20 protein-coding genes are annotated in these 25327 nt (G+C 68.3%); 15 read left to right on the forward strand and 5 right to left on the reverse strand.

The window, feature by feature from the left end:
- The first annotated feature begins 56 nt into the window (after positions 1-56).
- The 9 genes from H7F30_RS07965 to secA all read left to right on the forward strand — a co-directional run bounded on the left by H7F30_RS07965 (position 57) and on the right by secA (position 12603).
- Positions 57-1031, forward strand: coding sequence for a DUF808 domain-containing protein (locus H7F30_RS07965; RefSeq protein WP_187034414.1), 975 nt, complete (start codon positions 57-59; stop codon positions 1029-1031).
- Between the two features lie 184 nt (positions 1032-1215).
- On the forward strand, positions 1216-2679 hold the full coding sequence (ahcY, locus tag H7F30_RS07970) for an adenosylhomocysteinase (protein WP_129664493.1): 1464 nt from the start codon (positions 1216-1218) through the stop codon (positions 2677-2679).
- Between the two features lie 473 nt (positions 2680-3152).
- Entirely contained in the window at positions 3153-3836 is a 684-nt protein-coding gene (gene mtrA, locus H7F30_RS07975) for an MtrAB system response regulator MtrA (RefSeq protein ID WP_187034416.1), read from the forward strand.
- Entirely contained in the window at positions 3817-5595 is a 1779-nt protein-coding gene (gene mtrB / locus H7F30_RS07980; RefSeq protein WP_255464708.1) for an MtrAB system histidine kinase MtrB, read from the forward strand. Before mtrA ends, mtrB begins: the two co-directional genes overlap by 20 nt.
- Positions 5592-7391 carry an LpqB family beta-propeller domain-containing protein gene (locus tag H7F30_RS07985; protein WP_047311911.1) on the forward strand — a complete coding sequence of 600 codons (1800 nt, stop codon included), beginning with the start codon at positions 5592-5594 and terminating at the stop codon, positions 7389-7391. Before mtrB ends, H7F30_RS07985 begins: the two co-directional genes overlap by 4 nt.
- Positions 7392-7487: 96 nt before the next feature.
- Positions 7488-8249, forward strand: a complete 762-nt coding sequence (locus H7F30_RS07990; protein WP_187034418.1) for a ComF family protein — start codon at positions 7488-7490, stop codon at positions 8247-8249.
- Between the two features lie 203 nt (positions 8250-8452).
- Positions 8453-9097 carry a ribosome hibernation-promoting factor, HPF/YfiA family gene (hpf, locus tag H7F30_RS07995; protein WP_187034420.1) on the forward strand — a complete coding sequence of 215 codons (645 nt, stop codon included), beginning with the start codon at positions 8453-8455 and terminating at the stop codon, positions 9095-9097.
- Between the two features lie 94 nt (positions 9098-9191).
- Positions 9192-9758 carry a response regulator transcription factor gene (locus H7F30_RS08000; RefSeq protein WP_187034422.1) on the forward strand — a complete coding sequence of 189 codons (567 nt, stop codon included), beginning with the start codon at positions 9192-9194 and terminating at the stop codon, positions 9756-9758.
- Between the two features lie 94 nt (positions 9759-9852).
- Positions 9853-12603, forward strand: coding sequence for a preprotein translocase subunit SecA (secA, locus tag H7F30_RS08005; protein WP_187034424.1), 2751 nt, complete (start codon positions 9853-9855; stop codon positions 12601-12603).
- A gap of 17 nt (positions 12604-12620) precedes the next feature.
- On the opposite strand, the gene H7F30_RS08010 is transcribed toward secA, so the two are convergent.
- Positions 12621-13157, reverse strand: coding sequence for an Rv3235 family protein (locus H7F30_RS08010; RefSeq protein WP_187034426.1), 537 nt, complete (start codon positions 13155-13157; stop codon positions 12621-12623).
- On the reverse strand, positions 13154-13963 hold the full coding sequence (locus H7F30_RS08015) for a LysM peptidoglycan-binding domain-containing protein (RefSeq protein WP_222617787.1): 810 nt from the start codon (positions 13961-13963) through the stop codon (positions 13154-13156). The genes H7F30_RS08010 and H7F30_RS08015 overlap by 4 nt, the downstream gene beginning before the upstream one ends.
- Before the next feature lie 216 nt (positions 13964-14179).
- Between H7F30_RS08015 and H7F30_RS08020 the strand changes: the two genes are divergently transcribed.
- A complete protein-coding gene (locus H7F30_RS08020) occupies positions 14180-14755 on the forward strand; it encodes a hypothetical protein (RefSeq protein WP_052947038.1) in 576 nt (191 codons plus the stop codon).
- A gap of 7 nt (positions 14756-14762) precedes the next feature.
- Here H7F30_RS08020 and H7F30_RS08025 read toward each other — a convergent pair whose 3' ends face one another.
- Positions 14763-14975 carry a helix-turn-helix domain-containing protein gene (locus H7F30_RS08025; protein WP_047311915.1) on the reverse strand — a complete coding sequence of 71 codons (213 nt, stop codon included), beginning with the start codon at positions 14973-14975 and terminating at the stop codon, positions 14763-14765.
- A 126-nt stretch (positions 14976-15101) separates the two neighbouring features.
- Between H7F30_RS08025 and H7F30_RS08030 the strand changes: the two genes are divergently transcribed.
- Genes H7F30_RS08030 through H7F30_RS08040 form a run of 3 tightly spaced genes read left to right on the forward strand, consistent with a single transcriptional unit; the run spans position 15102 to position 17581 of the window.
- Entirely contained in the window at positions 15102-15833 is a 732-nt protein-coding gene (locus tag H7F30_RS08030) for a hypothetical protein (protein WP_187034430.1), read from the forward strand.
- The gene (locus tag H7F30_RS08035) at positions 15830-17140 is read left to right on the forward strand and encodes a hypothetical protein (protein WP_187034432.1); all 1311 of its coding nucleotides are present in this window, start codon (positions 15830-15832) and stop codon (positions 17138-17140) included. Before H7F30_RS08030 ends, H7F30_RS08035 begins: the two co-directional genes overlap by 4 nt.
- Before the next feature lie 39 nt (positions 17141-17179).
- On the forward strand, positions 17180-17581 hold the full coding sequence (locus tag H7F30_RS08040; RefSeq protein WP_187034434.1) for a hypothetical protein: 402 nt from the start codon (positions 17180-17182) through the stop codon (positions 17579-17581).
- Positions 17582-17615: 34 nt separating this feature from the next.
- Here H7F30_RS08040 and H7F30_RS08045 read toward each other — a convergent pair whose 3' ends face one another.
- Entirely contained in the window at positions 17616-18203 is a 588-nt protein-coding gene (locus H7F30_RS08045; RefSeq protein WP_187034436.1) for a hypothetical protein, read from the reverse strand.
- 184 nt (positions 18204-18387) lie between these two features.
- On the opposite strand from H7F30_RS08045, the gene H7F30_RS08050 reads away from it, so the two are divergent.
- Both H7F30_RS08050 and H7F30_RS08055 read left to right on the forward strand, forming a co-directional pair.
- The gene (locus H7F30_RS08050; RefSeq protein WP_187034438.1) at positions 18388-23316 is read left to right on the forward strand and encodes an NAD-glutamate dehydrogenase; all 4929 of its coding nucleotides are present in this window, start codon (positions 18388-18390) and stop codon (positions 23314-23316) included.
- A 2-nt stretch (positions 23317-23318) separates the two neighbouring features.
- Entirely contained in the window at positions 23319-24845 is a 1527-nt protein-coding gene (locus H7F30_RS08055; protein ID WP_187034440.1) for a sensor histidine kinase, read from the forward strand.
- 6 nt (positions 24846-24851) lie between these two features.
- Here the strand turns inward: H7F30_RS08055 and H7F30_RS08060 are convergent, their stop codons facing one another.
- Complete coding sequence (locus H7F30_RS08060) at positions 24852-25100, reverse strand: WhiB family transcriptional regulator (RefSeq protein WP_006943843.1); 249 nt, start codon at positions 25098-25100, stop codon at positions 24852-24854.
- Positions 25101-25327: the final 227 nt, after the last annotated feature.

The following is a 25327-nucleotide window of genomic DNA, read 5'->3' on the forward strand; positions in this document are numbered from 1 at the left end:
TCCATGAATCGAGAGCACGTTCGCCCGGTCCGCGTCGAGACCCGAGGCGGTCACTGATGGCCGGCGGACTCTTCGCGCTGCTCGACGACGTCGCAGCGCTCGCCCGCCTCGCGGCGGCCTCCACCGACGACGTGGCCGCTGCCGCCGGTCGCGCCAGTGCCAAGGCAGCGGGCGTCGTCATCGATGACACCGCCGTCACGCCGCGCTATGTGCAGGGCCTCGCGGCCGAGCGAGAGCTGCCGATCATCAAGCGCATCGCGATCGGCTCGCTACGCAACAAGCTGCTCTTCATCCTCCCGATCGCGCTGGTGCTCTCGGAGTTCCTCCCGATCGCAGTGACGATCCTGCTCATGCTCGGCGGTACGTACCTGTGTTTCGAGGGCGCGGAGAAGATCATCCACGCCCTCAAGCACCGCCGCGAGCACGGGCACGAGAGTGCCGTGGAGCGCGAGGACGAGGACGTTGCCACCGAGAAGATCGACGAGGACGAGGTCGTGAGCGGGGCCGTGCGCACCGACTTCATCCTCTCCGGCGAGATCATGGTCATCGCCCTGAAGTCGGTCACCGATCAGCCGCTCGTCTCGCGCGCGATCATTCTGGCCGTGGTTGCCGTCCTCATCACGGTGCTCGTCTACGGCTTCGTGGCACTCATCGTGAAGATGGACGACGTCGGCCTCAGCCTCATCGAGGGCGGCAAGAGCGAGAAGTTCGGCCGTTTCCTCGTCAACCTCATGCCCAAGGTCATGGCGTTCCTGTCCACCGTCGGCGTCGTCGCGATGCTCTGGGTCGGTGGCCACATCCTTCTCGTCGGCACCGACGAACTCGGCTTCCACCCGCTGTACTCGGCCGTCCATCACGTCGAAGAAGCGGTGCACGAGGCCACTAGCGCACTCGGCGGCGTGCTCGGATGGCTCACGAACACCGTCGCGAGCGGCATCTTCGGGCTCATCGTCGGCACGATCGTCGCGCTGATCGTGACGCCGATCCTCGCCGCTCGTGCCAAGTCGAAGGGCGAGGCGCCCGCGCACTGAGCTGCCGCACCTCACCTCTCGAACGGCCGTCGCACGTCCCGTGCGGCGGCCGTTCGACGTGGCCGTGTCGGAGGTGGCCGGTAGACTCACGGCCAGTCGGCGCGGGCGATAACCCATGCACGAGAGCAGCCCAGAGGGGCACGCCGGAATCTCGAGTCACCGAATGCGAAGGAAACAGACCACCATGCCGTTCGACTACAAGATCCGCGACATCTCACTCGCCGAATCCGGCCGTCACCAGCTGCGCCTGGCCGAGCACGAGATGCCCGGTCTCATGTCATTGCGTGCTGAGTACGGCGAGAGCAAGCCGCTCGCCGGTGCGAAGATCGCCGGGTCGCTGCACATGACGGTGCAGACGGCCGTCCTCATCGAAACCCTCACCGCCCTCGGCGCCGAGGTGCGCTGGGCGTCGTGCAACATCTACTCCACCCAGGACGAGGCTGCCGCGGCCGTCGTCGTCGGCCCGAACGGCACCGTCGACGACCCGCAGGGTGTGCCCGTGTTCGCGTGGAAGGGCGAGACGCTCGAGGAGTACTGGGACTGCACGAACGAGATCCTCACGTGGCCCGGCAACGAGGGCCCGAACATGATTCTCGACGACGGCGGCGACGCCACGATGCTCGTGCACAAGGGCACGGAGTGGGAGAAGGCCGGCCAGGTGCCGCCCACCACCGAGGACGACTCCGAGGAGTTCAGCGTCTTCAAGGCCCTCGTGCGCAAGACCCTCGCCGAAGACCCCACGAAGTGGACGAAGATCGGTGAGCAGATCCAGGGCGTCACCGAGGAGACCACCACAGGCGTCCACCGCCTCTACGAACTCTCGCGCGCCGACGAACTGCTCTTCCCGGCCATCAACGTCAACGACTCCGTGACGAAGAGCAAGTTCGACAACAAGTACGGCACCCGCCACTCCGTGCTCGACGGCCTCAACCGTGCCACCGACGTCCTCGTCGGCGGCAAGGTCGCCGTCGTCGCCGGCTACGGAGACGTGGGCAAGGGCGTCGCCGCGGCGCTCGCAGGCCAGGGCGCCCGCGTCGTCGTCACCGAGATCGACCCCATCTGCGCGCTCCAGGCCGCGATGGAAGGCTTCCAGGTCACCACCATGGACAAGGCCTGCGAATACGGCGACATCTTCGTCACGACGACCGGCAACTTCGACATCATCACCGCCGACCACATGTCGCGCATGAAGAACAAGGCGATCGTCTCCAACATCGGCCACTTCGACAACGAGATCGACATGGCCGGCCTCGCCAAGATCCCCGGCATCGCCAAGGTCGAGATCAAGCCCCAGGTGCACGAGTGGACGTTCCCCGCCGACGGTGACGAGGAAGCCCGCTCCATCATCGTCCTGTCCGAAGGCCGCCTCATGAACCTCGGCAACGCCACCGGCCACCCGAGCTTCGTCATGTCCAACTCGTTCGCCAACCAGACGATCGCCCAGATCGAACTGTTCACCAACGGTGACGCCTACCGCGCCAACGGCAAGCCCCTCGTCAAGACGCTCCCCAAGCACCTCGACGAAAAGGTCGCCCGCGCCCACCTCGACGCCCTCGGCGTCGAACTCACCGAACTGCGCAAGGACCAGGCCGAATACATCGGCGTGGACGTCGCCGGCCCGTACAAGCCCGAGCACTACAGGTACTGACCACTTCGATCGTGCGGGCGCCCGGCGAGCAAGCTCGCTCGGCGCCCGCACGATCTTCGGGTCAGGTGTTGTTTGGCGCGTCTTCCGGCCAGGCCCTAGCGGGCCTGTCTCGGTGCGACACGCATCATGGCGCGTCTTCCGGCGGGACGAGTTCACAAGCTCACTCGTCCCGCTCGGTGCGACACGCGGCCGTCCACTTCTCGAGGTGGGCAGCTCTCGTGTGGCTGTCACCAGTTCGTGGTCGCCGAGGTGAGCACGGTTCCTTGTGGCAGGTTCGGTCCTGACGGATGGCAGTTCAGGTGCTCAAGGGGCGTCGATGCGGATTGTGTCCCGATCGGCCAAGCGGCCGCACCCCGACGCGGGGGAGGGTGGGCGCGCCGGGCTCGCGTGCAGCCGCCCACCGTTACCTGTGTGTGACAATGAGCCGGGCGACGCCCGGGCACACCGCCCGAGCATCTTGAAAGGGGCAGACAGTGACCTACCGTGTGCTGATTGTTGACGACGACCCGGCACTCGCCGAGATGCTCGGCATCGTCCTGCGCGGCGAAGGCTACGACGTCTCCCACGTCGCCGACGGCTCCGCAGCGCTCGGGTCCTTCCGCGACTTCAAGCCCGACCTCGTCCTGCTCGACGTCATGCTGCCCGGCATGAACGGAGTCGAGGTCTGCCGCAAGATCCGCGCCGAATCCGTCGTGCCCATCATCATGCTGACCGCGCGTACCGACACCCTCGACGTCGTGGGCGGCCTCGAAGCGGGCGCCGACGACTACGTCAGCAAGCCCTTCAAGCCCGCCGAACTCGTCGCCCGAGTCCGCGCCCGCCTGCGCCGTGGAGACAACGAGCCCGAGATCGTCACCATCGGTGACCTCGTCATCGACCTCGCCGCCCACTCTGTCACCCGCGACGGCGAAGCCATCTCCCTCACGCCGCTCGAGTTCGACCTCCTTCTCGCCCTCGCCCGCAAGCCCTGGCAGGTCTTCAGCCGCGAGGTGCTCCTCGAGCAGGTCTGGGGCTACCGCCACGCGGCCGACACGCGCCTCGTCAACGTTCACGTCCAGCGCCTGCGCTCCAAGGTCGAGAAGGACCCCGAGAACCCCGAGATCGTCCTGACCGTCCGCGGAGTCGGATACAAGGCCGGTGCCGCCCAGCAGTCCTGAGCGCCGCGGACCCGCCCGACGCGCGCTCTCCGCCGTCGTCTCCGGCGCCCGACGCTTCGCCGCGTTCCTCGGTCGCACGTGGCGGCGGTCGCTGCACTTCCGCGTCATCAGCCTCACGATGCTCATGGGGCTGACGGTGGTGCTCGCCGTCGGTGCCCTCATGTACCAAGGCATTGCCGACGGTCTCGTGCGGAGCAAGACCAGCTCCGCCCAGCAGGTCGCGCTGCGCGAGACGGCCGACGTCCAGAACGCCTTCGACGCCACGGACAAGACCGACCTCACCACCTTGTACAACCTGTCGCGCGACTCCGTGCGACGCATCTCCAGCCCCCTCGACGACACCTCGCGACTCGTCGTCCTCATGCGGGCCGGTGACAACGCACGCCCCGGTATCCCGCGCGTCAGCACCGCCGGTGCCGGCGAGATCACGCCCCCCGCCGACGTGCGAGGCGCGCTCGCCCGCGACCCTGCGCACCAGCAGACGAAGATCATCACCCTCCACCACGCCGACGGCGGTGACGTGCCCGCAGTCATGGTCGGCTCCCGCGTCAACATCCCGAACGCGGGCGCGTACGACCTCTACCTCGTCTTCCCGATGGACAAGGAAGCCCAGTCGCTCGGCATCGTGCGCAACTCGTTCGCCGCCGGCGGCTTGGGCCTCGTGCTCCTCATCGGTGCCTGTGCCTATCTCGCGACGAGGCTCGTCGTCACGCCCGTTCGGTCTGCGGCCCACGTCTCCGAACGCCTCGCCGCCGGCAATCTCGACGAGCGCATGCGCGTGCGCGGCGAGGACGACATCGCCCGTCTCGCGACGAGCTTCAACGCCATGGCCTCCAGCCTGCAGCGTCAGATCGGCCAGCTCGAAGACCTGTCGCACCTGCAACAGCGCTTCACCTCCGACGTGTCGCACGAACTGCGTACACCGCTGACGACGATCCGCATGGCCGCCGACATGATCCACGACTCCCGCGGTGACTTCGCCGCGCACGTGGCCCGCTCGTCGGAGCTCCTGTCGAAGGAACTGGACCGGTTCGAAGCGCTGCTGGCCGACCTGCTCGAGATCAGCCGCTTCGACGCCGGTGGCGCCGTCCTCAGCCGCACTCCCGTGTCGTTCACCGCCCTCGCCGCCGATGTCATCGACATGCACGAGCAACTGGCGCAGAAGCTGGGCGTCAAACTGGTGCTCGACGCGCCCACCGACGTCGAGGTGCCCATCGATCGCCGCCGTGTCGAGCGCATCCTGCGCAATCTCGTGTCGAACGCCATCGAGCACGGGCAGAACGCGCCTGTCGTCGTCATCGTCCGCTCGAACGTGACGGCGGTCTCCGTCAGCGTCCGCGACTACGGCATCGGTCTCAAGGAGGGCGAGGCGGACAAGGTCTTCGACCGATTCTGGCGGGCCGACCCGGCTCGCGCGCGCACGACCGGGGGCACCGGCCTGGGCCTTTCCATCTCCCTCGAGGACGCACGCCTGCACGACGGTTTCCTCGAAGCCTGGGGTGCGCCGGGGGAGGGCTCCTGTTTCCGCCTCACCCTGCCGCGCCACCCCGGCATCCCCATCGCCTCGAGCCCCGGGCCGTTGCAGCCTTCCAGCGTCACCGCGCCCAAGCAGATCGCCAGCGGCACGATGCGCACCTCCGACGGCGGTGCGCGCCTCGTCTCGGGTTACCCGAGCACGATCGGCACCAAGAAGGCCACGAACGCGTTGCCCCCGACCCTCGAGGGCGAAGCCGTCGCCCGGCCGAGGAGTGACGAATGAGCCGCCTCAGCCGTCCAGCGCGTCTGTCCGCGCTCACCCTCGCCGCAGTCATCACTCTCAGCGGGTGCATTGGCCTGCCCTCGACGACGGGGGTGCGCGCCGGTCAGGCCGTCGACGCCGGAGCCGTCGACGAGCCGCTCGCCGTGGAGCCGCTCACGGCGTCCTCCTTCGACGATCCGCGCTCCATCGCCACGGGGTTCGTGCGGGCACAGATGTCGTCGCAGGACAACCACGCAGCGGCTCGCACCTTCCTGACGGCCGAGGCCTCCACCGCGTGGAAGCCGGGTTCCGCCGTGACCGTTTTCAGTGGAGAGAGCGACATCGTCGCCACCCGACCGGAGACGGGCAAGGTTCGGCTGCGGATTCCCGTCGTCGCGACGATCTCTCCGGACGGTCACCTCGAGCGCTCCGATCAGTACGAGCGAACCCTCGAGTTCTCCGTCCGCGAGACCTCCGCAGGATGGCGCCTCACCGACCTGCCGCCGAACCTCGGCGTGTGGATGAGCGACTCGGATGTCACCCGTCTCTTCACGAGGGCGAACGTCTACTATCCGGCCCGCCACGGACGGGTCCTCATCGCCGACCCCCGCGTCCTGCCACGTCAGGGCCTTGCTACGGCGCTCGCCCGAGCGTCCTTGTCCGCGCCGCCCGCATGGCTCGAACCGGCCGTCGAACAGAGCGCTCCCGACGGCACACGTCTCGCCGTGGACGCCGTGCCCGTTCGCGAGGGCACCGCCCAGGTCGACCTGTCCAAGCAGGCCAGCGGGGCTGACAACGCCCAGCGCACGGCGTTGTGGGCCGCCATGACCGCCACTCTTCTTCAGGCACCCGAGGTGGGCACGCTGAACCTCACGGTGGGCGCCACCCGCTTGGAGGCCGAGAACCTTCCCAGCTCGGTCGACGAGGTCTCGGACGTGGGATATCGCCTCCCGACCGGCGGCGTCGACACCGTCATCTCCCGCAGCGGCACCTACCTCGCCTGGACGCAGGCGTCCGCGAACGACGCCGTCTCCGGCACGACGAAAGCAGCGGCGCGCGGACGACCGTCGCTTCCCGCCGTCGAGGCGAACTGGACGTTCCTGGCAGCGGGCCAAGGAGGACGTCAGATCGCGGCGGTCTCGAAGGACCGCACCTCGATCAGACGATGGGTCAACGGCAGCGCCGTCACGCTCGACTCGCTCGGTACCGATCTGGTACGCCCCGCGTTCGATGCCAGCGGCTGGCTGTGGACCGCCGGACACGCGTTCTCCAACGCGGAGTCGGGAAGGTCCGACTCGAAGGTGCGCGACGCGTCGGTGTGGGCCGTCGACACGTCCGCGAGTGAGGCCGGCGCGGCCCCGGTGCGGCTGCAGGTGCCGTGGCTCGGCGAAGGCGAGGTTGAGTCGCTGAGCATGTCCCCCGAGGGCCAACGTCTCGCCATGATCGTCAAGGACCCGAAGGGGCGCCGCGCCGTTCTGGCAGCGGTGGAACGTGACGCGAAGGGCCGCCCCGTCCGCCTCGGTCCGGCCCACGTCGCGGCCCGGGGCGTGAAGAACCCGACGAGCATCGTGTGGGCAGACGCGACGAGCCTCGCGGTCCTCGGCACGATCGACGGGACGAAGCGACCGGCGCTGCAGACGATCGACGACGTCGTCGAGCCGCTCGCCGTCGTGCGTCACGGCGACGGGCTCGCGAGCACGCTGCGTGGCTCCGACGGGCTGTTCGTCCGGACGTCGAACCAGACAGTTTTCACACGGCTGGGCTCGTCGTGGAGCAGCTTTCTCTCGCGTGGGGACGTCATCGTCCCCAACCCGTGACGGGAGATACGTCCCACCACGTCGTCGGACCGGCCTTTCCACAACACGTCGGTGTTCTCGGCTGCGCCTGGGGTCCCCAAGGCGCGACCGTGAGGCATGCGCCCCAGCCCGTTCGTGCACGAGGATTCCCGATCGCCGCTTCGTCGAGCGCTCGCGGAGCTCCTCGATCTCGCGTGGCCGGTCACCTGTGCCGGCTGCGAACGCTGGTCCACGCCGTGGTGTGAGGCATGCGCTCGGGCAACGCGGCTCGAACTCCTGCGAGTCCGTCCCAGCCTCGCGCCACACCTCGTCGTCCATGCGGCCACGCCGTTCGAAGGTGCGGTGCGTCGTGGGGTGACCGTGTTCAAGGACGAGGGCCGCAGTGACCTCGCGCCCGTTCTCGGCGTCCTGCTGCGCGCCGCTGTCGCGGCGGCACTCGCGGAGTACGTCGACGGTGAGCGGCCGATCCCGAGGAGGTGGTTGCTCACCCCCGTCCCGTCGTCGCCCGCCGCGACGCGCGTACGCGGCCGCTTCCCTCTCGGGGAGGTGGTGCGTGCATCGCTGCACAGCGATCGAGCAGGTGCCGAGCAGCGGACGCTCGTCGAAGCTTCTCTGCTGCGCGCTTCGCGACGCACGGTCGACCAGTCCCACCTCACCCGAGCCCAGCGCAGCGCCAACGTCGCCGGAGCCTTCGCATTGGCCAGCGCCCGCGAGGGCCATGCGCCGGAGGAGTGCGGCGTCGTCCTCGTCGATGACGTCGTCACCAGTGGCGCCACTCTCGCCTCGGCTCACGGTGTCCTCGTGCGCGGTGGGTACGACCCTGTCCTCCTCGCAGCGGTCGCCGCGACGCCCGACGCGGGTGTCCGGGGCGACGCGTGAGACGTCCGTGGTCGTGGGCACGTCACGCGCTGTTCATCGGATCGTCACGAAACCCTGGTGTGGGTCCCCTCACAGGTCTAGCGTGGAGTCACGATCCACTCCTGGCAGGAGGTGATGCACTCAGTTCCCTGGGCGGCGCCGTGAATGTGCCCGGCCCCGCCGACTCACGCAGCATCAGTTCTTGGCCTGAGGAGGTCATTCCCATGGAGATCACCGTTACCGGTCGCCACGTCGAGGTTCCCGCCCGCTTCCACCGCCACGCGGAGGAAAAGCTGGCAAAGGTTCCGCAGCTCGACCCGCGCGTCGTGCGCTGTGACGTCGTCGTCACACACGAACCGAACCCGCGACGTGCGAAAGAGGCGTACCGCATCGAGGTGACCTGCCGCGCCAAGCGCTCGGTCATCCGAGCTGAGGCAGCGGCGGACGAGGAGTACGCGGCACTCGATCTCGTCATGGCCAAGCTGGGTGAGCGTCTGCGTCGCCAGCACGACCGCAGGCGTGTGCACCGCGGCCACGCGCGCCCCACCTCCGTCGCCGAGGCAACGGCCGACCTCGGACTGCTCGAGGTCATGCCCGACCTCAGCGACAACGCGGACGAAGCACCCGCTGCGCTCGGACAGGACCCGGACTGCCCGGTCCAGCTGCGTGAGAAGGTTCACCAGAGTGCGCCCATGAACGTCGATGAAGCTCTGCGCGAAATGGAGCTCGTCGGCCACGACTTCTACCTCTACCAGGACAAGGAGACGGGGCGTCCCAGCCTCGTCTACCGCCGTCGCGGTTGGTCCTACGGCGTCATCCACCTCGACGTGACCGAGGAGGTCGCGGAGGACGACGAGGCCACCGCCTGAGACCGGCGGACTCGACCGCGGGGCCGTTCGCACACCGTGCGGGCGGTCCCGCGGCCGTTCGCCCCCAGGGTCGCTCCCGTGAGGATCGGTGACAATGGAGCGCATGTCAGGTGATGTCGTCGCGACCATCGTGGTCGAAGACCGGCAGATCGCGGTGCACGAGCCCTCGTCCATCGCTTCCCTTCGACGCCTTGTCGTACTCGCCCGTACGGAGGACGTCGCGGCGGTCGTCGATCCGGCCGACGAAGCAGTCCTGGAACGACTGGTCGGCGCCGGTGTTGCAGCCTTCTTCCCCTACGTGCCCTCGCACGACGAACTGACCGAGGCCGCCGGGGCGCTCGCGGTCGCGGGCAGTTATGCCCACCCTGACCTCACTCAGGCGTTGCTGCGTCTGGCGCGACGGGCTCTGCGGCCGGACAGCGTGCTCGACGTCCTGACCGCGCGTGAAGTCGAAGTCCTCCGCCTGCTCGCCGGTGGACAGGCCAACCGCGCCATCGCGGCGCGCCTGTTCATCTCGGAGCACACCGTGCGCAATCACCTCGCGCGCATCTACCGCAAGCTCGACGTCACGACGCGTCGGGAAGCGGTCGACCTGACCCGCGAGGCGTTGTCGGACGCCTCGCCGCGGGAGGAGCGCGAGGGGCGCCGCTGGAGCGACTAGGCTTAGGGAACTGTGCGTCCGTCTCGGGCGTACTACGTCAGTGTGAGGCCGCGGGCCGCTGCCCTCACCGACCATCGATCTACGGAGTTGTCGAGTGCCCAAGGTTGTCGAACGTGTTCTGCGTGCCGGCGAAGGCCGAACGCTGAAGAAGCTCGAAGCGATCGCCGCTCAGGTGAACGTCGTCGAGGAGGACTTCGAGAAGCTCACCGACGCCGAACTGCGCGAAGAGACCGACCGCTTCCGCGCCCGTCTCAAGGACGGTGCCACGCTCGACGACATCATGCCGGAGGCCTTCGCAGCCGTCCGTGAGGCGAGCCGTCGCACCATCGGCAAGCGTCACTTCGACGTCCAGCTCATGGGTGGCGCAGCCCTCCACATGGGCAACGTGGCCGAGATGCGCACCGGTGAGGGCAAGACCCTCGTCGCGACGCTGCCGAGCTACCTCAACGCACTCGAGGGCAAGGGCGTCCACGTCGTCACGGTCAACGACTACCTCGCCGAGTACCAGTCGGAGCTCATGGGCCGCGTGCACCGCGCCCTCGGCCTCGAGACCGGCTGCATCCTTTCCTCGATGACGCCGGCGCAGCGACGCGAGCAGTACGCCAAGGACATCACCTACGGCACGAACAACGAGTTCGGCTTCGACTACCTGCGTGACAACATGGCGTGGTCGCCCGAGGAGCTCGTGCAGCGCGGACACAACTTCGCCATCGTCGACGAGGTCGACTCGATCCTCATCGACGAGGCTCGCACGCCGCTCATCATCTCCGGCCCGGCCGACGCGGCCACGAAGTGGTACGTCGAGTTCGCCGGCATCGTCGAGCACCTGACGCGCGCCGAGAAGTCGAAGGAAGGCAAGATCGTCAAGGCCGGCGACTACGAGGTCGACGAGAAGAAGAAGACGGTCGGTCTGCTCGAGTCCGGCATCGAGAAGGTCGAGGACCTGCTCGGCATCGAGAACCTCTACGAGGCGGAGAACACGCCGCTCATCGGCTACCTCAACAACGCCATCAAGGCGAAGGAGCTGTTCAAGCGCGACAAGGACTACGTCGCGATGAACGGCGAGATCATGATCGTCGACGAGCACACCGGGCGTATGCTCGCGGGCCGTCGCTACAACGAGGGCGTCCACCAGGCCATCGAGGCCAAGGAGGGCGTGGAGATCCAGAACGAGAACCAGACTCTCGCGACGGTGACCCTGCAGAACTACTTCCGCATGTACGACAAGCTCTCGGGCATGACGGGTACAGCGCAGACCGAGGCCGCGGAGCTGTACCAGATCTACAAGTTGGGCGTCATCACGATCCCGACGAACAACCCGCCCCAGCGTGTCGACCAGGCCGACCGCATCTACCGCACCGAGGACGCGAAGTTCCGCGCCGTCGTCGACGACATCAGCGAGCGTCACCGCAAGGGCCAGCCCGTTCTCGTCGGTACGACGAGCGTCGAGAAGTCCGAGAAGCTGTCGGAGCTCCTGCGCCGCAAGGGCGTGGCGCACGAGGTTCTCAACGCCAAGCACCACGAGCGTGAGGCCGCCATCGTCGCGCAGGCGGGCCGCAAGGGCGGCGTCACCGTCGCCACGAACATGGCCGGTCGAGGCACCGACATCATGCTCGGTGGTAACCCCGAGTTCATGGCCGTGGCGGCGCTCAAGCAGCGCGGACTCGACCCGGAGGAGACTCCGGAGGAGTACGAGGCGAGCTGGGACGAGGCACTTGAGAAGGCCGAGAAGGCCGTCAAGGCCGAGCACGACGCCGTGACGGAACTCGGCGGCCTCTACGTGCTGGGCACCGAGCGTCACGAATCGCGACGTATCGACAACCAGCTGCGGGGACGATCCGGTCGTCAGGGTGACCCGGGGGAGTCGCGCTTCTACCTGTCGTTGCAGGACGACCTCATGCGTCTGTTCAACGCCGGCCTCGTCGACCGCTTCATGTCGACGTCGGGCATGGACGACGACCAGCCGATCGAGAACAAGATCGTCTCGCGTTCGATCCAGTCCGCTCAGGGCCAGGTCGAGAGCCAGAACTTCGAGATCCGCAAGAACGTTCTCAAGTACGACGACGTCCTCAACCGCCAGCGCGAGACGATCTATGCCGAGCGCAAGCGCGTCGTCGAGGGCGACATCGAAGGCCAGATGCGTCACTTCATCAACGACACGATCGACGCCTACATCGACGTCGCCACGGCCCCCGGTTTCTCCGAGGACTGGGATCTCGAGAAGCTCTGGGGAGCGCTCCAGGAGTTGTACCCGGTCTCGATCTCCCTCGACGAGCTCGAGTCGGAATTCGGTGGCCGCGCGGGTATCACCCCGGAGATCCTCGGTGAGGAACTTCGCTCCGACGCGCAGCACGCCTTCGACGACCGCACCGCCTACCTCGGCACGACGGTGGCGCGTGAGGTGGAACGTCGCGTCGTCCTCACGGTTCTCGACCGACAGTGGCGTGAGCACCTCTACGAGATGGACTACCTCAAGGAAGGTATCCACCTGCGTCAGATGGCGCAGCGCGACCCTCTCGTCGAGTACCAGCGTGAGGGCTACCAGATGTTCGACGCCATGACCGAGGCGGTCAAGGAGGAGTCGGTTCAGCTGTTCTTCAACGTGCAGGTGGATCCCGACGAGATCGAGGCTTCCACGCCGGGGCCGAAGCAGCAGGAGATGCACTTCACCGCCCCGAACGAGGAGGGGCTCGCCGAGGAGCACCGCGTTGCGGCCGACGGCCACGTTATGGACGAGGACGAGGAGAAGTCGCGTGAGCAGCGTCGCGCCGCCGATCGCTCCCGTAAGCAGAAGGGCTCCAAGGGCGGCAAGAACACCAAGGGCTCGAAGAAGCGCAAGCGCTGATCGCGATCGCGGCCACCTCAGAGCATTTCGAGCACCGTGACGACCCATCGGCCGTCGGTGCCGTTGAGGCGTAGAGCGATGGGCGTCGGACGACCGCCGATGCGTGCGACGACCGCTGCCTCGACCACCCCGTCGCACGGTTCGCAGACCCGTACTCGGCGCACCCGCGTCAGGCCGGCACGCGGGCCGCGCCGTAGGGCGGTGCGGTAGCGGCGCGTCAGACGGCCGAGCACGTCGCCGTCGACGTGCCGCGCCAGTTGCGTGGGCGGCCTTCGTCCGTCGAGGCATTCGACGAGTGGCAAGGCGAATCGTTGGACCCACACGCGTGCATCGGGGAGCGCGGCCGACGGCGTGTGCTGTGGTCCGAACATGGGGTCGACGTCCTCGTCGACGCCGCAACGTCGCGCGTAGTCCGTGGCCAGGCGTGCACGGAGCTCGCCGGCTGTGGGTGCGGCGAGTTCACCGCGCAGCACTGCACTCACCTCCTCCGAACTGAGCACCGGTGGCATCTGGTTGGGACGTCGCTCGCCGACCCGTTGCAACGTGGTGGTCATCGGAGCGCTCCCACGCTGGCGCCGGGCACGCGAAGCACGTCGCCGACCTGGATGACGTCCGGGTTTGCCCGGAGGTCCGGATTGGCCTCGATCCAGGTGCCCACGGCGTCGGCCACGAGTTCGGCCGGGGCTCCTTCCGGGAGGTGCGCCGCCGCGATGGACCACAGGTTCTGTCCTCGAAGGACCACGTGGGTACCGGTCTCGGCGGCGCGTCCTGCAGGTACGACGAGGCGACAGCTGTGAGCGTCCACGGCTCGTGACGACGGCACCCAGCCAGGCTCGGGCGCAGGCCGACACTCCTGCGGCACCGTGGGGGAATCCGACGTGGGTGGTATCGCAAAGTCAGGTGTGGCCGAGGGCGACCCGTCGGGCACCTGTGGCGCGAAGTCGGGGGAGGGAGCCTGCGTCGTCGCTGTGACCGAGACGCCCGCGACGGGTGTGGCGCTCGCTGCCGCTGCACCGGACCCGACGAATGCAGCCAGGGCGAGGAAGAGCGAAGCGGCTCGTGCCCTCGCCGGGTTGCGGTGAGCTCGCTCCGTCGAGCCGTGTGCACCCGGTTCGGGGCGTGAACGCGGAGTCGCGAGGATGTCCAGGGCGGCTGCGCCACACACCCAGGCCAGTCGGAGGAGACAGGCGCCGGCCAGCGCGACGAACACCGAAGCCACGGCCTCGTCCGTCGTCTGTTGTGCCCGAGTTCCGAGCAGGTGTACGGCCGCCCACACGGCGCCGCCGAAGCACACTGCGGAGGCGCCGCATGCGAACGTCGCCGCGAGCCGTCGCTCGCCGGCAGTGGTGTGAGTGGTCATCATGTCGCCTCTCTCGTGAATCGCGCCGGAGTCGTTCGAGGTGTTCCGACCGATCTTCTTCGCTGCTGATGAAGGTCACTCTATGGCGAACAGTGACAAATGATGTCGATTAATGACGAGCAATGTTTAGCGATGCCTGAGCGACGTGCGCGGTCAGCCCTCGATGCGGCACCGGAGAATCCCCGCTCGCCCGCGAGTCCGGGCTAGCGTTCAGCCATGCGCATGGACAGGTTGCTCGCCGATCTCGAGGCAGCGGAGGCTGCCCGACGCGCAGCACAGAGACGTGTCGAGATCGCTGAGGGCGTCCGCGCCGAACGGGCCGCCGTCACACTGGAGGACCGGCTGCGCGGCTCGCTCGGTTCCGACGTCGAGGTCGTTGCTGCGGCGCATCCGGTGCGGGGGCGACTCGTCGAGGTGGCCAGGGGGTGGATCGCGCTGGATCGCAGTACCAGGAAGGACGTGGTGCTCGGAGTCGACGACCTCGCGCGCCCGGGCTCCGTCGTGGTGGCCACCGCCGCGCTCGAGAGCGCTACCGGTCTGCGTGCCTCGCACCACAAGGACGATGCGCCGAGTGTGGGACGAACCTGGGGCTCGCTGCTCCGGGCGCTCGCCCGCTCACGAGTCACCGTCGTGTGGCGGACGACGAGTGGCAACGAGTTCACAGGTCTCGTCGATGCGGTCGGCGTCGATCACGCCGTGGTGAGACGCTCCGCAGGAACACCGGTCGTCCTGACGACACAGGCTGTGGCGTGCATCGAGGTGGGAGCCCGTCGGGGCGAGGACTATCGCTGAACGAGCGTCACAGGTCGTCGATGTGGCCCGAGGCCACCGCGTTGCGCGTTGCCTCGTACTGCCGCTCGATGTAGCGCTCGACCTCGTCGGCTTCGACGCGCCATTGGTTGTTGATCTTGATGGCGGGCAGCTCGCCGGACTTCACGAGGCCGTACACCTGGCGGGCCGAGACGTTGAGCGTCTCGGCGACATCGGCGATCTGAACGAAGCGCTGAGCCACGGGGCCTCCTCGGAGTCGAGCCTGCGGAATTCTTACCAAAATCTGACCATCATTCTAGGCCTGCGCCGAGACCCTCATCGCTGACGATGTCAGTGGCTGTGGACAACCGGTGAAGGGAGAGCGACGGTGCAGACACCGTGGGGCAAGAAGGTCGTGAGAACGACGGCGCGTGGTTCGAACGGTGAGGACGCGTCGGGCACGAGCAACGATTCGTCACGACGGGCCGGCGGATCCGGTGCGCGGTTCGTTCCTGCGAGCATCAAGGACGCTCGCTGGATCGTCGGGATCCTCCTGCTCGCTGTCGGTGTCATCGGCACTCTCCGTGTCATCTCCGGGCTCGACGACTCGGTCCAGGTCTGGACGGCGCGTACCAATCTCGTGCCGGGGCAGCGCCTTCAGGCGAGCGATGTCGTGCGCACTGCCGTGCGTCTCGACGAGGTCCAGTCGGTCTACCTCAGCGGTCCGGCGCCCTCGGGCGTCGTTCAGAGGCCCGTTGCGCGGGGTGAGCTCGTTCCGCGATCGGCGGTGGCCGACGCGAGCAGTGTCGACGTGCGCGCCGTCTCCGTGACGTTGGACCGCGGGCAGACCGACGTCGTGCGCGCGGGCACGGACGTCGAGGTCTGGGTTGCCGACAAGTCGAGCGAGACGACGTCGAACAGCTTCGAACGGCCGAGACAGGTCATCGACCGAGCTCTCGTCTCGCGCATCGGCTCCGGCTCGGGCGGGGTGGTCGCCGTTGCCGACGGTCAGCCTGTCGAGCTCGTCGTGCCGCGAGCATCGCTCGCCGAGATCATCGACGCGGTGAACTCGGGCTCGCGGATCACCCTCGTGCCTCTGGCCGGGAGTCGACGCTCATGACGAGCGTCGCCACAGCCATCTCCGCCCGGCTCGAAGCGCGGTTCGCCGCTGAACTCGAGGATGTCGAGGACGCGGAACTGGTGCGTCGTTGTGCCGACGTGGAGGAACTCCTCACCGTGGCCGAGGCCGGGAACGTCACCGTCGCCGCGATCAGCCCTGATTTCCCGGGAATGAACGGCAGTGTCGTCGCCGAACTCGCACTGCGCGGAACCTCCGTCCTCGGCGTCGTCGCTCCCACGTCCCCGACCGACGCCCGTCAGTGTGAGGCCTGGGCTCTGAGTCACGTTCATCTGGTCGGTTCGGGCGAGCTGGAGCAGCTCGTCCGGTCACTGGAGCGTTCGCCCGTGACGGTGGGCGGCGCGGGGCTCTCGGTCACCACCGAAGAGGTGGGTGAGGAGGCGGACACCCCGTCCACCTCCTCGCAGCGAGCCACTGTCGGACCCGCCTCGACCTCGCCCGATGCCGGGCACCGCGCGACCGTCGTGACCGTGTGGGGACCGGCCGGGTCTCCCGGTCGCACGACGTGCGCAACACACCTCGCACACGCACTCTCGCAGGACGGCCCCACCCTTCTCATCGACGCGGACACCGTGGCGCCGGCCTGTGCTCCGGTCCTCGGTCTCCTCGACGAAGCGCCCGGTCTGCTCGCCGCAGCGAGGCTCGTGGATGCAGGGACGCTGAACCTGTCGCAGCTGCGTACGCTCACGGTCACCCTCGACGAGGGCTTCGACGTCCTGACGGGCATCGGCCGCGCGTCACGCTGGCACGAGCTCAGTCGGTTTCATCTCGGCGCGGTTCTCGACCAGGCCGTCACGGGGTACCGGTGGATCGTCCTCGACATCGCGAGCGACCTCAGCGTCGACGAGTCACTGCTGTACGACACCGTGGCTCCGGTGCGCGCCGCGGCCGGCATCGAAGCGGTGGAGCGCAGTGACGTGTTGCTGGCCCTCGCGGCCTGCGACCCGATCGGGTTGCAGCGTTTCGTCGTCGAGTGGGAACAGATGGGGAGTTCGCATCCGGCCACGCGCGTCGTCATCTCGAAGGCCCGCGAGCAGGCTGTCGGCGGCGCACCCGAGAAGGTGGTGGCGAAGGCGCTTGCGCGGTTCGCCGACGTCGATCCGGTGGCGGTGCTGCCCGATGCGCGTGACGAATTGGACGGCGCCCTTCTGCTCGGGAAGCTGTTGTCGACCACACGACCTGACAGCGCGTACGTGGCGGCGGTTGCACGGGTCGCGGCGAGCCTCGGGGCGACCGCCGGGCCACCTGCGACCCGCCGCGGTCTGCGCCGGTTGCGGGCCCGTCGCTAGGGTGTGGCACGTACGCAAACCAGCGAGGAGCGCCCGCCCATGATCCGTGCCTACATGCCTGTCGACGCCGACGCACTCGACACCTTGTCCCGGGAGGGATCGGTTCCGGCCACCCATGTCGTGAGCGTGACGCCCGGAGTGCGAGCACTCGCACCGGACGGTGACGAGGAACTGCACGAGTACCTCGCCTGCCAGCTCGCCGCAGCCGCAGCCACCAGTGACCCCGTGGCGGTTCTCGCGTTCGATGTGCGGCCCGAGCGCGTGGAGGACGCGGAGGGCCACGTGGGTGCGATCTCGCTCCTGGGCGACGTCGGTCTGCGGGATGTCGCGTGCTTCCTCGTCGCGGACCCGGGCGCGCGTGTGCAGGAGGACGCCGAGCTCGAACTGAGCTGGTACGACGCAGGGGAGCGTGACAGCGTGCGTGCACTCCTGAGCAGCTGACCGCTCGGGGCGACGCGCCCACCCATGTGGTCGGTCAGCGCAGCATCCGGTCGTCACCGACACGGTCGAGACATCGGGTGAGGAAGCGCTCGAGACGTGTTGCCGAGTCGCCCAGGGCGTCGAACGACACCTCCTGGCCGGCCACGAGCGGGCCGAGACGAAGGTAACCGTGACGGTACGCGGCGAGAACGCGGCTGAGACGGTCGAGGGCGTCGGCCACCGACGTGACGAGCGCGCCGCAATGGTGGGGCCCGGTTGCACCGATCAGCAGAGCCCGCAGTTCGTCACGGATGTCGTCGATCGCTTCACCGGCCCGACGAACCGAAACCGCGTTGCCCGGCAGGCGGCCTGATTCGATCTGACGCCGTAGCCCGGCCTGGGCCCGTCGCGTCACGAGGGGAGGGAAAGGCCCCGTGCGAGGAGCGGTGAACGACGGTGCGGGTTGCCCGGCGAGTTCGGCGCCCGCGGCGTCACTCAGTTGTTCGCTCAGGGACTCGACGACGCGGTCGAACGCCTCACCGTTCAGTGCCGTCGCAGGGTCGAACGGGATGTCGAGCAGGCGCAGCGCACAACGCGTCAGGTGGGTGGCGACGTCACGACTCGTAAGGCTGGCAGCAGGCATACCCCCAGCGTATGAGCAGGGCGAATCTCGGCGTCGGCGTACTGGCCGCGCCTGGGGATAACCCCGGTGGGGCGAGGGCCCGGCAACACCGCTCGCCCTCGACTCGGACTCGGGTGTCCGCGCGCGTTAGAGTCGCCTAGGTGGCACAGCGTCGTGCCGCTTCTTCGTCCTGCCAGGAGAGGTCATGTCTGTCGAGGCTTCCACGCCCGTCCTGTCCGAAGTCGCCGAACGTGTCGGTGTCACGCTCGAGGTCGCTCAGGGGGTGTTGGGCGACATTCCGGCCGCGGAGCTGGAGGGCAAATCCCTCGAGCACCTCGCGTGGATCGTGCGAGGGCAGTGCAGGGCCGCGGCCGAGCGACGCCAGGGGGAGCCGGTCGTCGTCGTCGAGGAGGAACTGCCGCGCTCGCTCGTCGCGGACGCGGTGGAGCACGCGGGCGTCTCCAGCCTGACCTCGGGTGTCGTGGTCCGCGTCGTCACGGACGACACCGCTTTCGTCGTGGATTCACTCGTGGCAGCGTTCACGGCTCGAGGTGCGGGCATCGGGGATCTCGTCCACCCGCAGATGCGTGCCGTGCGTGACGATGCCGGTCGCCTCATCACGGCGACGCGAAATCGCAAGCGTCAGGGTGCGGTCCGTCTGCCCGGTCACAGCGATGAGCTTCCCGCGGGCGCGCATGAGGTCGCGGAGTCGTGGGTCTATCTCCACCTCTCGCCGGAGGGCGAGTTCGACGGCAGCCAAGACATGGTGGAGACCGTGCACAAGGTCCTTCGCGACGTGCGCCTGGCTTCCGAGGACTGGCAGAGCATGCGTGACATGGCCCTCCAGACGGCCGACGACCTCGAGAACGACCCGCCCGTGAGTGTTCCCGAGTTCGCCACGGCTGACGTGCGCCGCTTCCTGCACTGGCTGGCCGACGACAACTTCACCTTCCTCGGCTACCGGGAGTACGAGTTGGCCACCATGGACGAGGAGGACGTCCTGCGGCCCGTGGAGGGCACCGCCCTCGGCATCCTGCGCAGCGCATCGGGTTCGGCCACCGGGTTCGAGCGCATGACGCCGGAGAGCCGCGCCATGGCACGCTCCCCGCAGCTGCTCATGCTGACCAAGGCCAACTCGCGCTCACGTGTTCACCGTGATGCCTACCTCGATTACGTCGGCGTGAAGACCTTCGACGCGGAAGGCAACGTCACCGGGGAACGCCGCTTCCTCGGTCTGCACACGGCCCGCACCTACGCGGCACCGACGTCGACCGTTCCGGTCGTTGCCGAGCGGGTTGCGAAGGTCGTGCGTCGAGCCGGGCACTCGCCCGACTCCCACTCCGGACGTGACTTGCTCAACGTCCTCGAGAACTACCCGCGCGACGAACTGTTCCAGACGTCGTCCGCGCGCCTCTACGACATCGCCACCGAGGTCGTGCGCCTCCAGGAGCGCCGCCACGTCGGCGTCTTCACACGCAATGACGACTACGGGCGCTTCGTCGCCGTCATGGTGTACCTGCCGCGTGACCGGTACAACACCCGGGTGCGCGAAGCCATTGCCGAGTTCCTTCGCGAAACCTACGGCGCGCAGAACGTCGACTACACGGCTCGGGTGAGCTCCGAGGCGCTCGCCCGTATCTTCTACACGGTTCGCATGCCGCGCGGCGCCGCCATTCCCGACGTCACGCCCGAGCAGATTCGCGCTCACGTCCTGGAGACGACCAGGACGTGGACCGAGCGTGTCACGCATGCCGCGCAGACGGAGGGTGAGCTCGACGGTTCGACGGCCCGCGCTCTCGTCACGCAGTACGGCACGGGCTTCTCGACGGCCTACTCCGAGGCGTTCTCGCCACGCCAGGCGGTGGCGGACATGCAACGCCTGGAGAGGCTGGGTGACGACGACTCCGCGCTCACGCTCTACGGCACCAAGAACCTCGACACCCGCGAACGTCGGCTCAAGATCTTCCGCAACGAACCCCTCATGCTCACCGAGGTCTTCCCGATCTTCACCCACCTCGGCGTGCAGGTTTCCGACGAGCGCCCATACACGGTTCGACGCTCGGACGGTCGCACCTCGTACGTGTACGACTTCGGTCTGATCGCGGACCGCACGGCCATGTGGGGCAACACCCCGCAGGAGAGTTCGCGCCGCCGCACGAACGTGCAGGACACCGTTCTCGCGGCGTGGCGTGGGCAGGCCGAGAACGACGCCCTCAACCAGCTCGTTCTCGCTGCCGGGCTCACGTGGCGCCAGATCAGTCACCTGCGGGCCCTCGCTCGCTACATGCGCCAGATCGGCTTCTCGTTGAGCTACGAGTACGTCGTCGCGGCGCTGCTGGCCAACACCGACCTCACGTCGCTGCTCGTGCGTCTGTTCGAGGCGCGCTTCGACCCGACCCTCGACGACGCCGAGCGTGAGGCCCAGACGAAGGCGGTGCGTCAGCGCTTCTCCGACGGACTGGCCGACGTGGCGAGTCTCGACCACGACCGCATCCTGCGCACTCTCGAGGGTGTCATCATGGCGATCGTGCGCACCAACGCGTACACCCCGCGGGTCCTTTCCGGCGAGGTCGCCGAACTCGTCTTCAAGATCCGGTGCGCCGACGTGCCCGGCATCCCCGCACCGGCTCCGATGTTCGAACTGTGGGTCTACGGCCCGAAGGTCGAGGGTGTCCACCTGCGCTTCGGTCAGGTGGCGCGCGGCGGCCTGCGGTGGAGCGACCGGTTCGAGGACTTCCGCACCGAGGTGCTCGGCCTCGTCAAGGCGCAGATGGTCAAGAACGCCGTCATCGTGCCGACCGGATCGAAGGGCGGTTTCGTCGCGAAGCAGCTCCCGGACCCGAGCGACCGCGAAGCGTGGCTCGCCGCGGGCGCCGAGGCGTACGAGGCCTTCATCAGCGGCATGCTGTCGGTCACCGACAACCGTGACGGTGACGAGGTCATCCCCCCGAAGGACGTGGTGCGTTACGACAGCGACGACCCCTACCTCGTCGTCGCGGCCGACAAGGGCACCGCGGCCTTCTCCGACAAGGCCAACGCCGTGGCTCGTCGCGCAGGCTTCTGGCTGGACGACGCGTTCGCGTCCGGAGGCTCGAACGGGTACGACCACAAGGCCATGGGCATCACCGCCCGCGGTGCGTGGGAGTCGGTCAAGCGTCACTTCCGCGAGCTCGGGCACGACACCCAGAGCGAGGACTTCACGGTGGTCGGCGTCGGCGACATGAGCGGCGACGTGTTCGGCAACGGAATGCTCCTGTCGGAGCACATCCGCCTCGTCGCGGCGTTCGACCACCGCGACATCTTCATCGACCCGAACCCGGACGCGGCCACCTCCTACGCGGAGCGCAAGCGCCTGTTCGAGCTGCCGCGTTCGTCCTGGTCGGACTACTCACGTAACCTCATCTCCGAGGGCGGCGGAGTGTTCTCGCGCTCGGCCAAGCAGGTGCGCCTCACCCCGCAGATCCGCGAGGCCCTGGGTATCGAGGGCGACGTGGAGACGATGACGCCGAACGAGCTCATGCACGCCGTGCTGCTCGCTCCGGCCGACCTCTTCTGGAACGGTGGCATCGGCACGTACATCAAGGCTTCGAGCGAGACCAGCGAGCAGATCGGCGACCGCGCCAACGACGCCATCCGTGTCGACGGGCGTGACCTGCGCGTCCGCGTCATCGGTGAGGGCGGCAACCTCGGCGTCAGCCAGCTGGGGCGTATCGAGGCAGCGCAGAACGGCGTCAGTGTCAACACCGACGCCATCGACAACTCGGCGGGCGTCGACTCGAGCGACCACGAGGTCAACATCAAGATCCTCCTCGCCGATGTCGTACGCGACGGCGGGCTGACGATGGACCAACGCAACGAGCTTCTCGCGTCGATGACCGACGAGGTTGCCCACAAGGTGCTGCGTCACAACACCGACCAGAACACGCTGCTCGGCAATGCGCGCGTCCAGGCGCCGGCGATGCTGCACGTGCACCGTCGTCTCATCGACGCCCTCGAAGCGGACGGCTTCCTCGACCGCGAGCTCGAGTTCCTGCCGAACGACGTCGAGATCGACGAGCGGATCGAGGCCGGTGAGGGCCTGACCTCGCCGGAGTTCAGCGTGCTGCTCGCCTACGCGAAGCTGCGCCTGAAGGATCAGGTCCTCGCGAGCGACGTCGTCGACGACGAGTGGTTCGTGCGTGAACTGGCCGCCTACTTCCCGGACGCTTTGCGCACCAGGTACCCCGAGGCGATCGAGGCGCACGCACTGCGTCGCGAGATCATCACGAACTCGGTCGTCAACGGCCTCGTCAACCGCGGCGGCATCACGTTCGTCCACCGCGCGAGCGAGGAGACGGGGGCCCGCCCGGAGGAGATCGTGAAGGCGTTCGTCGTGGCCCGTGAGGTCTTCGACGCGCAGAGCTTCATCGACGAGGTCGAGGCACTCGACAACGTTGTGAGCACCGACGTCCAGTCCTCTCTGCTCCTGCGTCTGCGTCGGCTGCTCGACCGAGCCACCCGCTGGTTCGTCCATCACGAGGTGGAGCACACGTCGGTGTCGGCGCTCATCGAGCGTTACGAGCCGTCCGTCAGCCGTCTCGCGCCGAAGGTTCCGGAGCTCGTCATCGGCGTGGGCCGGGAGCAGTACGAGGACACGGCGGCGGGTCTCGTGGAACAGGGCGTTCCCGAGCAGTTGGCCCGACGGGCCGCCGCCCTGCTCGATCTGTTCGTCCTGCTCGACATCACGGATCTGGCGCACGAGATCGACGCCGACGTCGAAGCCGTGGCGAGCACGTACTTCCACGGTGCGGCGCAGATCGGTCTGGGACGCATGCTCGACGCCATCGCCGAGCTGCCGCGTGACGACCGGTGGGACGCACTGGCCCGCGGTGCGGTGCGTGACGACGCCTACGCGGTGCTCACCGACCTCACACGCGACGTCATGCTCGAGGCGCCGGAGGCCGGGTCCACCGAGGAGCGCTGGAACGCCTGGGCCGAGCGGCACGCGCTCGCGGTCGAGCGCGGCCGTGCGGCGATCGCCGGCGTCGAGCGGGCCGAATCGCGTCTCGCACCGATGTCGGTCGCGCTGCGCACGCTGCGCACGCTGACGCGTGGCACCTCCGGCGACGCAGGGCAGGCCGAGCCGACCGCGTGAGCGTGACGACGACCGACATTCTCGGGTCGGCCTCGTGGAGTGACGAGGCCGACCACGAGTGGCTGCACCAGCTCGTCGGCGACTGGCAGCTGCTCGCGGATCTGTCGTTCTCCGACCTCGTGTTGTGGGTCAGCACGGACGAGGGGTGGCGTGCCGCCGCTCACGTTCGGCCCACGACCGGTGTCAGCATCTTCGCCGAGGACCTCGTCGGCGTGGCGCCCTCTCAGGAGCTCGCCGCGCGGCTGACCCGCAGTTCTGTCTCCGGGCAACGGACGTCGGCCGATGAGGACGACGACGGGGAGCCTGTCACGGTCGAGACCATCCCGGTGCGACGGACGTTCACCACGGTGGCCGTCCTCAGTCGACACATGATCCGTGGCAACGTCGGACGCCGCGGGCGCTTGGAGAGCCGCTACCTGGGGCTGTCGGACGCGCTGCTGACGATGGTCGCTGACGGAACCTTCCCCGACGGAGGGGGCGCCTCCAGCGGCCGTGGCGGTGCACCCCGAGTCGGTGACGGTGTCATCGCGCTCGACGAGGGCGGTCACATCACCTACGCGAGCCCGAACGCCGTCTCGGCGCTGCGGCGCCTCGGCATCGAGACGAACGCCCTCGGCCTTCGGCTCGGCACGGCGTTCGAGGAGCGCGGCGTGACGTCGGCGGAAGCCCCTGTGGAGGGCGGCGTCGTGCTCGCCGGTCGGGCGCCGTGGCACGCCGAGTTCCGCAAGGGGTCGGCTGCGCTCATGGTGCGCGCCGTGCCACTCATCGCCGAGGGGCGCCGTTTCGGGGCGGCGCTGCTGCTGCGCGACATCACCGAGCTGCGTCGCCGCGATCGCGAGCTCATCACGAAGGACGCGACGATCCGTGAGATTCACCATCGGGTGAAGAACAACCTTCAGACGGTGGCGGCCGTCCTGCGGCTGCAGGCGCGGCGCCTGCCGGACATCGAGGCACAGCGGGCGCTCGCGGATGCCGGCCGTCGCGTCGCGGTCATTGCGGCGGTCCACGAGACGTTGAGCGCGGGATTCGGCGGAGCGGTCGACTTCGACGAGGTGGCCGAGCGAGGACTCACGACCGGTGTCGACGTGGCACGGTTGCCGGACGCTCCCGTCGAGGCGCGGCTCGTCGGTTCCTTCGGGGTGCTCTCGAGCGAGGACGCTACCTCGTTGGCCATGGTGCTCGGCGAGCTCGTACAGAACGCGGTGGAGCACGGCCTCGCGGAGCGCGGCGGACGGGTGACGGTGGAGGCGCGTCGTGACGGCGACGGCCTCGAGGTCAGCGTGGTGGACGACGGGTCCGGCCTCGTCGCCGGGGAAGGCGTGGCCGGGGGAGCGTCGGGTCTCGGTACTCAGATCGTGCGCACCTTCGTCCAGGACCTGCACGGAACGATCGAATGGGCTGCCGAACCGGGAGGCGGCACGAGGGCACGGTTCAGTGCACGGCTGCGTCCGCTCGATGCGTCATCGGTGGGAGGGGACGCGAAAACGGGCGGCCATCGTGATGATGGGCCGCCCGCTGAGACGCGATGAGAACGATCAGCTGGCGCGGCGCGCGCGAGCGTTGCGACGCTTGAGAGCGCGTCGCTCATCCTCCGAAAGGCCGCCCCAGACACCGGCGTCCTGACCGGACTCCAGTGCCCACTTCAGGCACGTGTCGATGACTTCACAACGACGGCAGACGGCCTTGGCGTCTTCGATCTGCTGCAGGGCCGGGCCGGTGTTGCCGATCGGGAAGAAAAGCTCCGGGTCCTCGTCCAGGCACGCAGCGCGATTGCGCCAATCCATGTGGCATTGCTCCTTGAGTCTCCGCTGAAACCGGCGGGGTCGGTGCGAACGATGTCGGGGTGCCGACGGTCCGATGCGCTGTGCGATGCATCGATTCGATGATCGTTCGGGGCGCGGGTGGGCGTTCCCCTATAGGTTCACACCTGGCCCGGCGTACGCACAAGGGGTTTCGACGAAATTTTTTGTTCGATTGTGTGAGTTTCTGATCACATGTCGGCTCGCGGAGG

Origin of the sequence: Dermacoccus sp. PAMC28757 (assembly GCF_014302635.1) — a bacterium.
Lineage (GTDB): Bacteria > Actinomycetota > Actinomycetes > Actinomycetales > Dermatophilaceae > Dermacoccus > Dermacoccus abyssi.

Coding starts and splice junctions, on each gene's coding strand:
- H7F30_RS07965 (WP_187034414.1), top strand. CDS start 57: ATGGCCGGCGGACTCTTCGCGCTGCTCGACGACGTCGCAGCGCTCGCC.
- ahcY (WP_129664493.1), top strand. CDS start 1,216: ATGCCGTTCGACTACAAGATCCGCGACATCTCACTCGCCGAATCCGGC.
- H7F30_RS07985 (WP_047311911.1), top strand. CDS start 5,592: ATGAGCCGCCTCAGCCGTCCAGCGCGTCTGTCCGCGCTCACCCTCGCC.
- H7F30_RS07990 (WP_187034418.1), top strand. CDS start 7,488: ATGCGCCCCAGCCCGTTCGTGCACGAGGATTCCCGATCGCCGCTTCGT.
- hpf (WP_187034420.1), top strand. CDS start 8,453: ATGGAGATCACCGTTACCGGTCGCCACGTCGAGGTTCCCGCCCGCTTC.
- H7F30_RS08000 (WP_187034422.1), top strand. CDS start 9,192: ATGGAGCGCATGTCAGGTGATGTCGTCGCGACCATCGTGGTCGAAGAC.
- H7F30_RS08010 (WP_187034426.1), bottom strand. CDS start 13,157: ATGACCACCACGTTGCAACGGGTCGGCGAGCGACGTCCCAACCAGATG.
- H7F30_RS08015 (WP_222617787.1), bottom strand. CDS start 13,963: ATGACCACTCACACCACTGCCGGCGAGCGACGGCTCGCGGCGACGTTC.
- H7F30_RS08020 (WP_052947038.1), top strand. CDS start 14,180: ATGCGCATGGACAGGTTGCTCGCCGATCTCGAGGCAGCGGAGGCTGCC.
- H7F30_RS08035 (WP_187034432.1), top strand. CDS start 15,830: ATGACGAGCGTCGCCACAGCCATCTCCGCCCGGCTCGAAGCGCGGTTC.
- H7F30_RS08040 (WP_187034434.1), top strand. CDS start 17,180: ATGATCCGTGCCTACATGCCTGTCGACGCCGACGCACTCGACACCTTG.
- H7F30_RS08045 (WP_187034436.1), bottom strand. CDS start 18,203: ATGCCTGCTGCCAGCCTTACGAGTCGTGACGTCGCCACCCACCTGACG.
- H7F30_RS08050 (WP_187034438.1), top strand. CDS start 18,388: ATGTCTGTCGAGGCTTCCACGCCCGTCCTGTCCGAAGTCGCCGAACGT.
- H7F30_RS08060 (WP_006943843.1), bottom strand. CDS start 25,100: ATGGATTGGCGCAATCGCGCTGCGTGCCTGGACGAGGACCCGGAGCTT.